14 protein-coding genes and 1 pseudogene are annotated in these 15,853 nt (G+C 72.0%); 11 read left to right on the forward strand and 4 right to left on the reverse strand.

Annotated elements, in window-relative coordinates; all coding sequences use genetic code 11:
• Positions 1-17: 17 nt before the first annotated feature.
• The 5 genes from K304_RS33500 to K304_RS0121665 all read left to right on the forward strand — a co-directional run bounded on the left by K304_RS33500 (position 18) and on the right by K304_RS0121665 (position 4,238).
• A complete protein-coding gene (locus K304_RS33500; protein WP_158687404.1) occupies positions 18-449 on the forward strand; it encodes a hypothetical protein in 432 nt (143 codons plus the stop codon).
• Positions 450-555: 106 nt separating this feature from the next.
• Entirely contained in the window at positions 556-1,314 is a 759-nt protein-coding gene (locus tag K304_RS0121650; RefSeq protein WP_027765416.1) for an ATP-binding cassette domain-containing protein, read from the forward strand.
• 53 nt (positions 1,315-1,367) lie between these two features.
• Positions 1,368-2,654, forward strand: a complete 1,287-nt coding sequence (locus K304_RS0121655) for a DUF7224 domain-containing protein (protein WP_158687405.1) — start codon at positions 1,368-1,370, stop codon at positions 2,652-2,654.
• Between the two features lie 68 nt (positions 2,655-2,722).
• The gene (locus K304_RS0121660) at positions 2,723-3,238 is read left to right on the forward strand and encodes a hypothetical protein (RefSeq protein ID WP_158687406.1); all 516 of its coding nucleotides are present in this window, start codon (positions 2,723-2,725) and stop codon (positions 3,236-3,238) included.
• Positions 3,239-3,737: 499 nt separating this feature from the next.
• A complete protein-coding gene (locus K304_RS0121665; protein WP_027765419.1) occupies positions 3,738-4,238 on the forward strand; it encodes an LURP-one-related/scramblase family protein in 501 nt (166 codons plus the stop codon).
• 15 nt (positions 4,239-4,253) lie between these two features.
• On the opposite strand, the gene K304_RS0121670 is transcribed toward K304_RS0121665, so the two are convergent.
• Positions 4,254-5,090 (reverse strand): carbon-nitrogen family hydrolase, encoded by an 837-nt coding sequence (locus K304_RS0121670; RefSeq protein ID WP_051308703.1) that lies wholly within the window; start codon positions 5,088-5,090, stop codon positions 4,254-4,256.
• 91 nt (positions 5,091-5,181) lie between these two features.
• Here K304_RS0121670 and K304_RS0121675 point away from each other — a divergent pair, with 91 nt between their 5' ends.
• A complete protein-coding gene (locus K304_RS0121675) occupies positions 5,182-6,009 on the forward strand; it encodes a maleylpyruvate isomerase family mycothiol-dependent enzyme (protein WP_027765421.1) in 828 nt (275 codons plus the stop codon).
• A 108-nt stretch (positions 6,010-6,117) separates the two neighbouring features.
• Here K304_RS0121675 and K304_RS0121680 read toward each other — a convergent pair whose 3' ends face one another.
• The 3 genes from K304_RS0121680 to K304_RS0121690 form a co-directional block, all read right to left on the reverse strand.
• Positions 6,118-7,356: an MFS transporter gene (locus tag K304_RS0121680; RefSeq protein WP_078529651.1), complete on the reverse strand. Its 1,239-nt coding sequence runs from the start codon at positions 7,354-7,356 to the stop codon at positions 6,118-6,120.
• 71 nt (positions 7,357-7,427) lie between these two features.
• Positions 7,428-8,102, reverse strand: coding sequence for a GntR family transcriptional regulator (locus K304_RS0121685; protein ID WP_037791673.1), 675 nt, complete (start codon positions 8,100-8,102; stop codon positions 7,428-7,430).
• 168 nt (positions 8,103-8,270) lie between these two features.
• Complete coding sequence (locus K304_RS0121690) at positions 8,271-8,537, reverse strand: DUF1876 domain-containing protein (RefSeq protein ID WP_027765424.1); 267 nt, start codon at positions 8,535-8,537, stop codon at positions 8,271-8,273.
• 491 nt (positions 8,538-9,028) lie between these two features.
• Between K304_RS0121690 and K304_RS0121695 the strand changes: the two genes are divergently transcribed.
• From K304_RS0121695 to K304_RS30595, 5 genes and pseudogenes are all read left to right on the forward strand, one after another.
• The gene (locus tag K304_RS0121695; RefSeq protein WP_027765425.1) at positions 9,029-11,377 is read left to right on the forward strand and encodes a sensor histidine kinase; all 2,349 of its coding nucleotides are present in this window, start codon (positions 9,029-9,031) and stop codon (positions 11,375-11,377) included.
• A 23-nt stretch (positions 11,378-11,400) separates the two neighbouring features.
• Positions 11,401-11,811 carry a roadblock/LC7 domain-containing protein gene (locus K304_RS0121700; protein ID WP_027765426.1) on the forward strand — a complete coding sequence of 137 codons (411 nt, stop codon included), beginning with the start codon at positions 11,401-11,403 and terminating at the stop codon, positions 11,809-11,811.
• Positions 11,812-11,845: 34 nt separating this feature from the next.
• Positions 11,846-13,078, forward strand: coding sequence for an ABC transporter substrate-binding protein (locus K304_RS0121705; protein WP_027765427.1), 1,233 nt, complete (start codon positions 11,846-11,848; stop codon positions 13,076-13,078).
• Positions 13,079-13,080: 2 nt separating this feature from the next.
• Positions 13,081-14,994, forward strand: a pseudogene (locus K304_RS30590) (branched-chain amino acid ABC transporter permease); the annotation flags it as partial.
• Between the two features lie 17 nt (positions 14,995-15,011).
• Positions 15,012-15,848, forward strand: coding sequence for an ATP-binding cassette domain-containing protein (locus K304_RS30595; protein WP_051308705.1), 837 nt, complete (start codon positions 15,012-15,014; stop codon positions 15,846-15,848).
• Positions 15,849-15,853 lie beyond the last annotated feature (5 nt).

Below are 15,853 nucleotides of genomic sequence, written 5' to 3' on the forward strand. Positions count from 1 at the left end.
AAACGAGAGGTACAACCGTGCGTAAGTTCGGAACCCGTAATACCTGGAAGCGGATCGGTTTGGCTGCTTCCATCTCGACCCTCCCGTTGGCCCTCGCGAGCCCCGCTTGGGCTGTCGTGAAGTTCTCGTACATAGATGATGGAGTCGCCGGTTTCACCTCGCATCCACTGACGGATGACGGAGGTACCGGACCGAACAAGGTGGACTTCACCGGATGCGATACGTGGTCGGGCACAAGTGTGACTGTTCAGCTGCGTCGTGCTGTCATCGGACCCGACACCGGATACGACAAAAAGAAGTACACGGCATGCTTCAACGGTGGAACGTCGTCCGGCGAGTGGGGTGCAGGAATCGATGGCCACGACTACTACTTCAGACTCACCAAGATCGATGGCAGTTCGCAAGTCGGCCCGGTGATCGACGTCGTAGAGACCCGTATGTCGTTCTAGAGGGCACTGGATTCTGAATTCCTGGGTGGAGACCTGAAACGCAGGTCTCCACCTGCCTCTTGGTGAAACAGAGAGGCACCCCCACGCTCGAATACCAAGGTGTTGCATGGCCATTTCGATGTCCGAGTGTTCCTTCTCCTATCGGCGTAGACGCCCGGTGCTGCGTGATCTCAGCTTTACGCTGCCCCCCGGGCGGACCGTGCTCCTGGGGCCGAATGGAGCGGGAAAGAGCACCCTGTTGGGCTTGTGCGCATCTGCGCTGCGCCCGGATTCCGGTTCCGTCACCTATGGCGACCTGAGCACCGGCCGGCGTCGCGCGCTGCCCGCGTTCCGTAGGCGTGTGGCATGGATGCCTCAGCAGGTGGAGCAGGTGCCAGGGCTCACGGCCCGGGATCAGGTCGCGTATTCCGGTTGGCTCAAGGGGATGCCCCGGCGCGAGGCCTGGCGTGAGGCCCTCCAGGCCCTGGACCGCGTGGAGTTGGCCGATCGGGCGGACGACAGGGTCCAGGAACTCTCCGGGGGACAGCAGCGACGCGTCGCAGTAGCGCAGGCCCTCGTGCATGCCGCAGAGGTCCTTCTCCTCGATGAGCCGACAGCAGGCATGGATCCCCGGCAGCGGCAGGTCTTCCACCAGATTCTCGCCGACCTGTCGAAGGAGGTGCACATCGTTCTCTCCACCCATGACACCTCGGACATCGCCAACTCGTACGACTCGGTCGTGGTTCTGTTGGGCGGTCAGGTGCGCTTCTCGGGAACGGTGGTGGACTTCCTTTCCCACGCGAGCGCGACGGCGACATCCGATGAGCAGCGAGCCACCTCCGCTTATCAGGCCTTCACCGAGATCGATGGGGCGATCTCATGGTGAACCGATTCCCCTTCGCTCGACACTCGGCCGTCATCGGGTTCGGAGCCCCGACGGTGGCTCTGGCGATATACTTCACCGCCTACCAGCCCACGCCGTTCACCGGTGAGGGTTCCCTCGTCGTGGTCTCGGTGGCCCTGAGGGTCGCCGCGCTGGGAATCGCCTTGGTGGCCGCATGGGACGCAGGGAGGCTCCGCCAGGCTCGGATCACAGCCGCCCCATCCAGCCGCCACCTGCTGCGAGTATTTCTCGATGCGATGGCCCCCACCCTGGCCCTGGTGATCATCAGCTGGGTGGCGTCCTTCCTGTTGGCGATCAGCTATCTGGGAGGCCCCGCGCCAGGGCTCCATGACACCGTTCCCATGGTCCGAAGTCTTGCGATCCCCTTCAGTGCAGTAGCCGTCGGCTTCTTCCTCGGACTCTCCCTTCCGCCCGTTATCGCCCGCCCCCTTGCGGTGGTGATCACGGCGCTGTGGGTCTTCGTCGCCTATACGCTGGGTATCCCATGGCTGCGGGCGATGTCCGGATTCGACATGAGCATTCCGACCTACACGGATGTCGTGGACCGCGCCTACCTCATGGCACCGGCGATCCTGGCTCTCGGGCTGCTGCTCGGTCTTGTCACGCTCAGCCTGCTCTCACGTCCGGCGCTGCGCGCCGCCGCCATGGCCTGCTGCGTCCTCGCGGGCTTCGGAGCGTCGTATCCTCTCGTGAGTGACGCCCCGCGCTACGCCGACCCCACAGTTCCCCGCACGTGGGCAACGACGTGTGCGCGGACTGCCCCGGTGATCTGTGTGCCCGGCGAGTTCGCCGACGACATTCCCGCGTTGCACCGCTCCGCTCAACACGCGCTGCCCCGCATGCGAGAGGTCGGGTTCACCCCACCCCGGAAGCTGGCCTTCGTCTCGGAGGATCTACCGCTGGCACGCGACACCTGGCGAATCTTCCTCCAGAAGCCGGTGACCCGCCACCGCAGCCGGACCGTCTACGTCAGCGCCTTGGTTCCGACAGGGCTCCACCACTGCCCGGAACTTCCTGATGACTACGTCTATCCGGGGCGCGGAGCCGCTTCCGCCTGGATCGGCCTGACGGTTGGGATGTCGGAGGCCGAGGCCGCCCGCAGCTACGGACCCGGCGGTGTGTACCGGGCACGCTGGGTGCGCAGCCTCTCCCATGCGAAGCAGTACGCCTGGTACGAGCAGCAGTTGCGGTACCTCGAGTCCTGCGACGTGCAGGTCCACGAGAAGGCCAGGGCGGGGGCCAAGGCCGAGAGCGAGCGGGGCCGAGCGCTGGGGCCGCGGTTGGAGGATCCGGCGGACATGGCACCGGGCGTGGACCGGTGACCCTCTGGGCGCGTGCACGAAGAATCTGGCTGCTGCCTGTGGCCCTGTGCGCCTGGACGCTCCTCCTTGTGCTCGTTCGTGACGACGTGGCGAAGGTTCCCCAGATCGCTGCGCGGGGCACCTTCTCGGTCAAGCTGATGAACTTCGTCCCGCTCATCCTGTGCATCCCGACGATGTACTGCATGAGTCGGCGCCTCATCGCCACCGAAACCACAGCGGCGCGAGCGGTCGCCGTCGTCGACCGGCTGGCTCTCCTGCTTCTGGGGGTGAGCGCGGCGGGACTGGGGTTCACACTCGGGGAGTTCCTGGACATGCCGACAGCGGTGGCGGGCGGACGCAACACCGTCATGGTGCTGGGCCTCGCTCTCCTCGTGAACATCTGGTACGGCCCGTTCGCCGGTGGCGCGGCGGCGACCATGTTCGTGATGTTCAGCATCGTCACCGGCCTGGCGGGAGACCAGAGGCCGTACCCGTGGGCGGTTCTCCTGATGGAGTCCACCAGCGTTGTGGCGGCAGTCGTAGCGGCGGTCAGCTTCACTGCCGGTCTGATCGCGATGTCGTACCGCCGACAGATGCCGGGTTGACATGGCCTTGGGCGGAAGCCCGAGGATACTGGCCGTCACTGAGGGTCACGTCCGCCGAGGTGGTGTAAGAAGCCGTTTCTCAACCGGATGTGGAACGTGCGGTCGAACAGGGTTCCTGGTCGGGTGATCTTCCGGCTGTGTGCGCATGAAGGCAGGGCCTCTCGGTAGCTCGGAGATCCGACCGAGCGATGCCGGGAGGCCCTGTCGTCGTTGTTGTACGCGCCCTCCGCCCACCGAGTTCAACTCCTTCGCCGTATCGTGCGACTGAGCTCCTTCCCACCTTGGTTTGGGCAGGTCGGGTGCAGGGTGAGGACGGCCGCTGCTGCCGGTGCCGGCCTGGGTCCAGGGGCAGGACGGGCAGCGGGCACGTACGCGGGCCCGGCAGGCGGCGGCGGGAGCGGGCGCGGAGCCGTCGTGGTCCGTACGGACAAGGGTGCCATTCGGCCGTATCGCACCGGTCCGCCGGTCGCTCCTCGCACGTACGGGGTACACGCCGGACATGAGGTATCTGGTCAGGGAACGCGTGTTCGGGATCGGCGAGGACTTCTGGGTGGAGGACGAGGACGGCGAGCGCGCCTTCCTCGTCGACGGCAAGGCGCTGCGCCTGCGGGAGACCTTCGAGCTGAAGGACCGTGCGGGGAACGTCCTCGCGGTGGTGCGGAAGAAGGCGGTCAGCCTGCGCGACACGATGCGCGTGGAGCGGGACGGCGAGGTCATGGTGACCGTGCGGGAGAAGCGCTTCACGCCGATGCGCAAGGTCTACCGCGCGGAGCTGGCCACGGGCGAGGAGCTGGAGATCCGCGGCGACCTCGTCGGCAAGGAGTACGACATCGAGCACGACGGGCGACGGCTGGCCCGGGTGTCCCGCAAGTGGTTCCGGGTCCGCGACGCCTACGCCGTCGACGTGGAGCAGCCGGACGCGGACCCGGTGATGCTCATCGCCATCGCGGTGTGCGTGGACCGCCTGATGGAGTCCGAGGACGACGGCACGCTGGAGTGAGGCGACGGGCCGGGCTCAGAGGACGCGGTCCTTGAGGGCCGGGAAGGTGTCGCGGATGCGGGCGACCTCGGCGAGGTCGAGGGTCGCGGTGAGCACCTGCTCCTCGGCGTCCTCGGCCTCGGCGAGCACGTCGCCCCAGGGGTCGATGATCGCGCTGCGGCCGGCCATGGGCACGCCGGCGTGGCTGCCGGAGGTGCCGCAGGCGAGGACGTACGCCTGGTTCTCCACGGCGCGGGCGCGGGCCAGCAGGCTCCAGTGTCCGGCCCTGGCCCTGGGCCAGCCGGCGGGGACGACGAAGACGCGGGAACCGGCGTCGACCAGGGTGCGGAACTGCTCGGGGAACCGCAGGTCGTAGCAGGTGGCGAGGCCGATCACGGCGGCCGGGTGGTCGACGGTGACCGTTTCGGTGCCGGCGGCCATCAGGGTGGCCTCGCCGCGGTCGAAGCCGAAGCGGTGGATCTTCCGGTACGTCGCGGCGAGGGAGCCGTCGGGGGCGAAGACCAGCGAGGTGTTGAACAGTTCGCCGCCGGGGGCCCGTTCGACCACGGAGCCGGCGTGCAGCCAGACGTCCGCGTCACGGGCGGCGGCGCTCATCGCGGCGGCGGTGGGCCCGTCGGCGGCGGGCTCGGCCTCGTCCTCGAAGCGGTCGAAGGAGAAGGCCCCGACGGGCCAGCCCTCCGGAAGGACGACCAGATCGGCGGCGGACTGCTCACGCACCATGCGGGCGGCGCGCTCCCGGCGGTCGGCGACCGGTTCGTCCGGGTCGACGCGGAGCTGGATCAGCGCGGCGCGGAGCGAGGAGCCGTGCACGGTACCACCGTCTCTTTCGGAAGGGGCGGAAGGGCATAGCATCGTCATCCAAAAGCACTGCCGGGGTGCCCGAGCGCAGCGTAACTTGAGAGCACCCGTACCGCGAACGCATCCGTACCGCCCGAGGGGCCTCGTGACCGACCACCCAAGCCTGCAGCCCTACGTCGACGCCTGGACGCAGTCCATCGAAGCGATATCCGCACTGGTGCAGCCGCTTGCCGAGGGCGAGTGGAACCGCCGGACCGACTGCCCCGGGTGGTCGGTCCGTGACGTCGTCTCCCACATCATCGGCATCGAGTGCGAACTGCTCGGCGACCCTCGCCCGATCCACTCCCTGCCCCGCGACCTGTACCACGTGCGGGACGAGACGAGCCGTCACATGGAGGTGCAGGTCGACATCCGCCGGCACCACACGGCGCCGGAGATGACCAGCGAGCTGGAGTACACCGTCATCCGCCGCTCCCGGCAGCTGCGCAACGAGAAGCGGCAGCCGGACGAGGAGGTGCGGCACGTGCTGCCGGGCGAGGACCCGATCACCCTCGAACGGCTGTTGCGGATACGGGCCTTCGACGTGTGGGTGCACGAGCAGGACATCCGGCGGGCGCTGCGCACGCCGGGCGACCTGGATTCGGCTGCGGCGCACGTCTCCCGTGACGTGCTGGTCGCCGGACTGCCGGGCGTGGTGAAGGCGGCGGGCGCGCCGGCCGGTTCGGCGGTGGTGTTCGACGTGTCGGGGCCGGTGGAGTTCATGCGCACGGTGCGGGTCGACGACGAGGGCCGGGCCACGGTCGACGGCAGCGTCTCACTGGGCCCGACGGTGACGCTGTCGCTGGACTGGGAGACCTACGTACGGCTCGCCTGCGGGCGCACCCGGCCGGAGAAGGTCGCCGAGGACGTGAAGATCGAGGGCGACGCCGAGCTGGCGCGGCGCATCCTGCGCCACTTCACCGTCACCCCGTAGGTCCCGGCCCGCGCCCCGCCGCCGTACGGGCTCCCCGCGGGCCCCGTACGGCGCTCGTGGGGGAGGCCGGGCCCGCGAAGAGCCCCCGGCCCGGCACGCCCCGGCGGGTCATACCGGCACGTGGACGGTTTCGACGCGGCTGGCGACGACGCGTTCGCGTTCCCTGCGGTGGGCACGGCCGCGCAGGCGCAGGATCTGGCTGAGACCGAAGGCCTGGAGCACGAAGATCCCGGACAGGGCGATGCGGAAGTCGTCCCCGGTGAGGTCGAGGAGCACGCCGACGGTCAGCAGGGTGGTCATGGAGGCGGTGAAGCCGCCGATGTTGACGATCCCCGAGGCGGTGCCCTGCCGCTCGGGCGGGTTGGCGGGCCGCGCGAAGTCGAAGCCGATCATGGACGCGGGCCCGCAGGCGCCGAGCACGACGCACAGCGTGATCAGCAGCCAGCCGGGCGCGGGCCCGGACCAGAGCAGTACGGCGGCCCAGAGCAGGGCGGTGGCGGCGACCGTGCCGAGCGCGAGCGGGGTGCGGGCGGCGTGGTGGCGTGCGAGGAGCTGGCCGTAGGCCAGGCCGACGACCAGGTTGCTGCAGACGACCAGGGTGAGCAGCGCCCCGGCGTGGGCGCGGTCGAGGCCCTGGTCCTGGATGAGGAACGGCATCCCCCACAGCAGGAGGAACACCATGGCGGGGAACTGCGTGGTGAAGTGCACCCACATGCCCAGCCGGGTGCCGGGTTCGCGCCAGGTGGCGGCCGTCTGGCGGCGCACGTAGGCGAGACCGACGTGCGGCACGGGTTCCGGGGCGTGGCCTTCGGGGTGGTCCCGCAGGAGGAGCAGCACCAGCACCAGCACGACGACGCCGGCGACCGCGCTGCCGGCGAACGTGGCGGTCCAGCCGTAGGCGCTCAGCACGCGGGCCAGCACGAGCGTGGTGACCAGGTTGCCGGTCTGGCCGACGAGTCCGGCGAGCTGGCCGACGAACGGGCTGCGGCGGGGCGGGAACCAGCGGGTGCCCAGACGCAGCACGCTGATGAACGTCAGCGCGTCGCCGCAGCCGAGCAGGGCGCGGCAGGCGAGGGCGACGGGGTAGGTCTCGGCGAGCGCGAAGCCGAGCTGGCCGGCGGTGAAGAGGGCGGCGCCGAGCATCAGCACGCGGCGGGTGCCCCAGCGGTCCACGAGCAGGCCGACGGGTATCTGCATGCCCGCGTAGACCATCAGCTGGAGGAGCGAGAACGTGGACAGCGCGGAGGCGCTGACCTCGAACCGTTCGGCGGCGTCGAGGGCGGCGACGCCGAGGCTGGTGCGGAAGGTGACGGCGACGAAGTAGACGGCGACGCCGACGCTCCACATGGCGACGGCGAGCCGGCCGCCGGGCGGCTCGGGCGCGGGCCGCGCGGCGCGCGGCTGCGGGACGGAGCGGCTCACCGGACGTCTCCGTGGACCAGGTTGCGGACCCAGCTCACGTGCCGGTGCACGGCCTCGGCGGCGGCGTCCGCGTCGCCGGCGCGGACGGCTTCGAGGATCTCGGTGTGTTCGGTGATGTTCTTCGCGATGCGGTCGGGGTGGGCGTGCATGACGGCGACGCCCATGCGCAGCTGCCGGTCGCGAAGCTGGTCGTAGAGGCGGACCAGAATCGCGTTGCCGGTGGCGCGGACGATCTCCGCGTGGAAGCAGCGGTCGCTCACGGCGACGTCGGCGAGCCGCCCGGCGCCGGCCTGCTCGTGCTGGCGGGCGAGCAGTTCCTCCAGCCGCGCGACGAGGCCGGCCGGGGTGGCGGTGGCCGCCTTGCGGACGGCGTGCTCCTCGACCAGCAGACGGGTCTCGACGACGTCGGTGATCTCCTGCGCGGAGACCGGCAGGACCAGGGCGCCCTTCTTCGGGTAGAGCTTGAGCAGCCCTTCGACCTCCAGGCGCAGCAGGGCCTCGCGGACGGGGGTGCGGGAGACGCCGACCGCGTCGGCCAGCTCGCCCTCGGTGAGCAGCATGCCACCTTCGTAGCGACGCTCCAGGACGGCACGTTTGACGTGGTCGTAGACCCGCTCGGCGGCGGGCTGCCGGGGTGTCGCGGCGGTGCGGGGCGGGCTGGAGGCGGACATGTGCACATCTTAGATACAACAGGGATGCGTGTACCGGGCCGTCCGCATGGCGGGACGTGCGCACGGAGGACCGGGCCCGTCGGGACGAGCACAGGCCCATTCACCCCCGCGGCGTGACGCAAGGCCCACCGGGGGCGGCCGGTGAGCCGAGAGGGCCGGGCCGGGCGGTCAGGCGCGCAGGCCCTGGACGGGCTGGTGCGTGCGGGACTCGATGTCCCGCGCGGCCGCGTTCAGCAGCTGGTGGGAGAGGTCGGACAGCGCACGGGCCGCGGCGAGTTCGTCGCCGATCGCCGGCACGTTCTCGTCGGCGGGGTTGGCGTGCGCGACGCCCTCGCCGACCATGGCCACGCCGTTGCGCCCGCTCAGCCGCGCGTGGCAGCGCGTGTCCCGGCCGTCCTCGGCGAGTGCCAGTTCGACGTTCCAGTTCGCACCCATGACACACCTCCGCGGGACCCTCCGGACGGTTCCGGGACTCGGCCCGTCGCTTCCATGGTCCCTCGCGCGAGCCGCTCCCGCACGCCCGGCCGCAACCGAACGCACAGAATCCCCCGGGTGAATTCCCAGTATTCCGCGAACACTCCAACTCGTCTTGCAGACGGGGGATTTGATGTGCGATAACGATTGCACATCCGGTCGGTACGGATGCGCGGCACTCCGCCGGGCACGTCGGCCGTGTTCGGCCTGCCCCCATCACGCGCGCCGAGAAGGAGCTCCGACGACGGCGATTCCCTGCCTCCTCCCAGCTCTCCGGCCACCCCCGGCGGTGCCCGGCGGCGCGGCCGGACGACAGCAGGCCGGCACCGCCGCTTCCGGACGACGACCGCGCCGCCCCGCACCACCCCACCCCCCACCGGTTCACCGCCAGACCTAGGTAGCTGCGTGACACACATACGTGATCACTCCGGCCCTGCGGAAGAGGGCCCGACGTGAGAATCAGCCAACGCCTCGTCCTGCTGGTCAGCGTCCCGCTGGCCGTCACCGTCACGTTCTCCGGACTGGCGCTCGCCCCCGCCACCAGCCAGGCGGTCGACGCGCACCGGCTGACGGACATGGTCCGCGCGGCGCAGGCGGCGAGCGACCTCGCCCACGACCTCCAGCGGGAACGGTCGGCGGCGACCGTCCTGGTCGCCGACGGCTCGGGAGCAGCCTCGTTCCGCAAGCGCGCCGAGGCCACGGACGACAGTGCGGCGCGCTTCTCCGCCCGTCGCGCCGCGCTCGACACCCTGCCCGAGAAGGCCCGGGGCGCGCTGGACCGCGTCGCCGGTGCCCTCAGCGACCTGCCGTCGCTGAGGGCCCAGGCCCGCTCCGGCAGCAGCTCCCTGTCGGCCCTGGTCTTCCGCTACCGCATCCTCATCGCCGACCTCGTCTCCTACCGGGACGGCATCGCGCAGGCGGAGGGAGTCCGGACGGACATCGCCGACCGGATCCACGCCGTCGCCTCGCTGTCGCGCGCCGGCGAGAGCCTGGGGCAGCAGCAGGTGACGGTCTTGCGCGCGCTCTCCGGAGGTGGTTTCACCCCGGCGTCGAAACGGACCTTCGACGCCACCCGGCTCGACTACGACGACGCGGTCCGCAGCATGTACACGCTCGGCCCGGCCGAGTGGCGCACCCTCCTGGAACGCCGGCTCTCCGGCTCCCGCGCCGTCGCCGCGCGCCGGCTCGAGGACCAGGCGGCACGCAGCGGGACCGGGGAGGAGCTCACCGTCTCCGGCCAGGAGTGGAGCAGGGCGACGTCGGAACGCCTGGAACTGCTGCGGTCGGTGGAGAGCCGGGTCGACGACGCCCTCCTGGACTCGGTGGCCTCGGAGCGGAACCGACTCACCGGGTGGGCCGTGGGCGAGGCGCTGCTCGTGGTCGCGGCGCTGGTGGGTGCCGTGGTCTTCGCCCTGCGGCTGGGCCGCGTCATGATCCGCCGCCTGCGGGACCTGCGCAACGCCGCCCACGAAGTCGCCCACCACGGCCTGCCGGAGACCATGCGGGAGCTCTCCCTGCCCGGCGCCCTCACCGGCACGACCCCGGAGAAGGTCGCCGAACGCAACGGCAGCCCGCTGCCCGCCGACGGCGGCGACGAGATCGCGGAGCTGGGCGAAGCCTTCAACGCGGTGCACTACGAGACCATCCGCCTCGCGGCGCAGCGCACCCGCTCGCACGAACGATTCGCCGAGACCCTCGTCGGAGTCGCCCGCCGCGGCGGCCAGTTGACCAGCGTGATGGTCTCGGAGCTGGACGCCGTGCAGCGCGACGAATCCGATCCGGAGCGGATGAAGGTGCTGTTCGCGCTGGACCACCTGGCCGTCCGGATGGAACGCAACACCAACAGCCTGCTGGTGCTGGCGGGCCACGGCCAGGGCCGTGTGCGCGCCTCCGACGTGCCGTGCTCCAGCGTGATCGTGGCCGCCGCGCAGCAGACCGAACGGTTCCACCGGGTCTCGGTGGGCGCCGTCGACGACATCCACATCGCCGCCCGCGTGGTGCACGACCTGGCCCACCTGCTCGCCGAACTCCTGGACAACGCCACCCGGTTCTCGCCCCCGGACACCGAGGTCGGGGTCGCGGTGTGGCGGATGTACGACCGGGCCGTGGTGGCCGTCGTCGACGAGGGCGTCGGCATCCCGGCCGAACGCCGCGCCGTGCTGAACGCCGAACTCGCCAACCCGAGGACCGACGTGGGCGGCGTCCGTTCCATGGGGCTGCACGTCGTGGCCAAACTGGCGGCACGACACGGCATCGTCGTCGAACTCCGGGACTCCTCGGGTTCCGGCACCATCGCCGAGGTCACCCTGCCCGCCGCCGTGGTCACGACCGGGCCCCCGAACGGGAGCGACGAGGTCTTCGCCCCCACCGCCCGCCCGGCCCCCCGCGGCCGGGGAACACTGGGCAACCCGCAGGGCGAGGAACCCGCGCCCCGGCACGATCGCCCCTCGGCCCCGCCCGCGCACGGCGCCAGGCCCGGCCCCGCGTCCGCCCCCTCGCCGCACACGGCTCCCGCCCCGCGCCGGCCCGCCGACACGGTCGCCGGCGTCAGCGCCGCCGGCCTGCCGGTGCGCAGACCGCGACGGCACCAGGACCACGCCGGGGCGGACGCCTCCCCCGAGCGCACCGCGGCCGCCGCCCCGCCCGCGGGCGGCAGGCCCGCACCCCGCCGGCGCGACTCCCGGCAGATCGCCGACGTCCTCACGGCGTACGCCCAGGGCATCGACCGGAGCACGACCGGCCGCCGCGGCGACGACACGACGGCACCCCGGACCCACCGACGGCCCCACCGACCCACCTGACCCGTTACGGAGACCCCACGCACATGAACGCCGTGTCCCCCGCCGACCTGAGCTGGCTGCTCAGCGACTTCGCCCGCAGAATCCCCGAGGTCACGCGGGCCATAGCGGTCTCCGTGGACGGCCTGGCACTCGCGTACACCGGCCTGGAGAAGGACGACGCGGACCGGCTGGCGGCCGTCGGCTCCGGCCTGGTCAGCCTGCTGTCCGGCGCCGCGCAGCTCACCGGCACCGACCCCGTGGAGCACAGCCTCACCGCGATGGAGGGCGGCTACCTCTTCTCCATGGCCGTCTCCAGCGGCGCCTCGCTCCTGGTCACCACCACGCGCGACGCCGACATCGGGGAGGTCAGCTACCTGATGGCCGAGCTGATCAACCAGGTCGGCGACGCGCTGACTCCGGCGCAGCGGGAGGTGAGCGCACCACGCCCGTCGTGACCGCACACCCCTTATTCCTCCACGAAGGACTCCCATGCGTCTCGCACTCCGCACCACCCGCAGGAACACCTCCTCCCGCAGAGCCGGGACGGCCTCCCGCAGAGCCGGGGCGGCGTCCCTCGTCCTCGCCCTGGCCGCCGTCACCGGATGCAGCGGCGACGGCGGTTCCGGCGACGGCACCCTGAAGGTGGGGCTGCTCGTCGCCCTGTCCGGCACGTACAAGTCCGTCGGCACCGACATGCGGGACGGCTTCGAGCTCTACCTGGACACCCACGACGGCGAACTCGGCGGGCAGAAGGTCGACCTCGTCGTCGCCGACGAGGGGGACGGCCCGCCCACCGCGCTGCCGGCCGCCACCAAGATGATCGAGAAGGACGGCGTCGACGTGCTCACGGGCGTGGTGGGCGGCGGATCCGTGAACGCCGTGCTGCCCCTCGTCGAACGGAACAAGATCCCGTTCATCGGCTCCAACGCCCGGCCCGGGATCGAGAACCTCGACCACGTCTGGCACACCAGCTTCCTGTCCGACCAGCCGGGCGAGGCCATCGCGGGCTACATAGCCGACGAGGTCGACGGCCCGGTCTACGCCATCGGCCCGGACTACCAGGGCGGCCACGACGAACTGCGCGGCTTCACCGACGCCTACGACGAGGCCGGCGGCGAACTCGTCAACCCGGACGGCGAGACGACCTGGACGCCGTTCCCGAAGACGACGAACTTCATGCCGTACTTCGCCGACATCGCGCAGTCCGACGCCGAGGCCGTGTACTGCTTCTACGCGGGCAAGGCGGCCGTCGACTTCGTCAAGCAGTACGCCCAGTCGGACATCGCCGACCTGCCGCTCTACGCCGCCGGCTTCCTGACCGAGGGCAGCACGCTGCCCGCCGAGGGCGACGCCGCCGACGGCATCCACTCCGTGCTCAACTACGCCGCCGACCTCGACAACGAGGCCAACCGCACCTTCGTCGCCGACTGGATGGCCGACCACGACGCCGCGCCCACCACCTACGCCATGGCCTCCTACGACGCCGCGTCGGTGCTGGACAAGGCGATCACCCAGCTGACCAAGGACGGCGACGAGGTGACCCCGGAGAACATCAACAAGGCGATCGGGAACCTGGGGCAGATCGAAAGCCCCCGGGGCACCTGGCAGTTCGGCGAGAAGAGCCACGCCCCGGTGCAGACCTGGTACCTGCGCCAGGTCCGCAAGGACGGCGACCAGCTCGCCAACGTGGTGGTCCAGGACCTGGCCACGCTGGGCAGCTGACGTTGGGAGTGCTCGACGCCCACCTGGTACCGGCGTTCGACGGCGTCGCCTACGGCCTGCTGCTGTTCGTGGTCGCGGCCGGCCTGAGTCTCGCGTTCGGCACCGCGGGCGTGCTCAACCTCGCGCACGGCTGGCTCTACGCCATCGGCGCGTACGCGGGCGCGGCGCTGAGCGACGGGAGTTGGGCGGGCCTCGCCGCGGGACTCGCGGCCGGCACCGCGATCGCCTGCGCCGCGGGGGCGCTGCTGGCCCTCGCCACCGCTCCGCTGGCCCGCCGCGGCCATCTGGACCAGGCCCTGCTCACCTTCGGGCTGGCCCTGATCGGCGGCAACGTGCTCATCGAGGTCTTCGGCGCCGACGAGCAGCCGGTGCAGGTACCGGACGCGCTGAACACGTCGGTGTCGCTGCTCGGCCACCGGTATCCCGCGTACCGCCTGGGCTTCATCGTCGCGGCCGTGCTGCTCGCGGCGGCGGGCAGCTGGGTGCTGCGCGGCACCCGCGCCGGGGCGGCGGTGCGGGCGGCCGCCGACGACCCGGACATGCTCGCCGCCGGGGGCCGGAACCCGCGGACTGTGCATGCGGCCGTCCTCACCGTGTCCGGGGCGCTGGCCGGGGTCGCCGGGGTGCTCGGCGCGCCCATCATCGGCCCCGGCCCGGGGACCGGGGACACCGTGCTCATGCTGTCCCTGATCGTCGTGGTGCTGGGCGGACTGGACAGCCTGTGGAAGACGCTGCTCGCCGCGGTGGCGGTGGGCCAGGTGCAGACCCTCGGCGTCTCCCTCGTCCCGGATCTGGCGCCGTACCTGCTCTTCGCGGCCATGGCGCTGGTCCTGGTGCTGCGCTCCCGCTCCGCGGTGGCCGAGCCGCCCCCGGCCCCCGTGCCGGCCGCCACCGGACGGGTCCGAAAGGCCGTGCGGGAACGGTTCCGCAGGCCCGGCGGGCTGCCCCGGGGACTCCCCCGCCTCACCCGTCCCGTGCCGCCTGCGCAGCGGGCGACCGGGCTCCTCGTCCTCGTCGCCGCGCCGGCCGCCCTCCCGTGGCTGCTCGACGACTACAGCCTCTCGCTCGCGGGGCACGCGCTGGCGCTCGGGCTGCTCGCGGCGAGCGTCACCGTGCTGACCGGCTGGGCGGGCCTGCCCACCCTCGGTCAGACGGCTCCCTTCGCGGTGGGGGCCTACGCCACGGCCCTGCTGGCCGACGCGGGCTGGACGGTCGGGCCCGTCCAGGTGGCGGTCGCCGCGACGGCGGCCGTGCTGTTCGCCCTCGTCGTCGGCCCGGCCGTGATCCGGGCCCGCGGCACCACGGTGCTCATGATCACCCTCGCGGTCGGCGAACTGACGCACACCGCCGTCGGCGGCCTGACCTCGGTCACCGGCGGCACCGACGGGCTCGTCGGCTTCCCCGCGACCGAGGTCTGGTGGGGCGCGGGCGCTCCCGAGGACGAGGCCACCGTCTACTGGTACACCCTCGCCGTCGCCGCGGGCGCCCTCGCCGTGACGCTGATCGTGCTGCGCTCACCGGCCGGCATGCTCCTGACCGGCAGCCGCGCGGCGGAGGCCCGGATGCGCGCCTCCGGACACCCGGTGGACCGCTACCTGACGGCCGCCCACGTCGGCGCGGGCGCCCTCGCCGGCGTCGCCGGCAGCCTCCTGGTCACCGGCAGGCAGTACGTGTCCCCGGCCGACGTGGGCTTCGAGATCGCCGCCTTCGCGCTGCTCGCGGCGGTCATCGGCGGCACCGTCTCCGTGGTCGGGGCCGTGTTCGGCGCCGGTCTCATCGTGGCGACCCGCGACTGGCTGTCCGGTATCTGGCCCGGCTACGGACCCGCCCTGCTGGGCGTGCTGTTCGTCGTCACGGTCTACCTCCTGCCCCGTGGCCTCCCGGGCCTCTTCGCCGCCCGGAGCCCCGGCGCACCCGCACGGAAGGCGACGTCGTGACGGAACCTCCCGGGACGGAACCCCCCGTCCCCGCGCCGGTGCTGAACGCGACCGGCCTGACCCGCCGCTACGGCAGCCTCACGGCCGTGGACGACGTGTCCCTGCGCCTGACGGCCGGTGCACGGCACGCCCTCATCGGCCCGAACGGCGCGGGCAAGACCACGCTGCTCGGCCTCGTCGCCGGGACGGAACGTCCGGACCGCGGCCGCATCGAGCTGAACGGCACGGACGTCACCCGGAGGCGCCCGGCGCGGCGCAGCGCCCTGGGGATCGGGCGCAGCTTCCAGCAGCCGCACGCCGTGGACGGGGCGACCGTGCTGGACAACGTGGTGCTCGCGCTGTGGCGGCACCATCCGCAGCGGAGCGCCGCCTGGCGGCGACCGGTGCGCCGACGGCGGCTCGCCGACGCCGCACGCGCCCACCTCGACGCCGTGGGACTGGCCGCCGCGGACCGGCTGCCGGCCGGCGCCCTCTCCCACGGGCAGCGCCGCCTGCTCGACCTGGCCTGCGCCCTCGCGGCGCAGCCGCGGCTGCTGCTGCTCGACGAACCCGCCGCGGGCCTGACCGACGAGGACATCGGCCGGCTGCTCGACGTCCTCGGCGCCCTGCCCCCGGACGTGGCCGTGCTCCTGGTCGAGCACCACACGGAGGTCGTCGCCCGCCTCACCGGCACCGCGACCGTCCTGGCCTCCGGCCGGGAGGTGGTCGCCGGACCCACGGCGGAGGTGCTGCGCCACCCCGAGGTGCGCAGGGTCTACCTGGGCACCTCCCCGTCCGGGGAGGACGGGGAGCCGGGGACGCTCGACGACGACGCGGTACGGAAGGACGGCTGAGGCCG

It is taken from the genome of Streptomyces sp. CNS606, assembly GCF_000426325.1.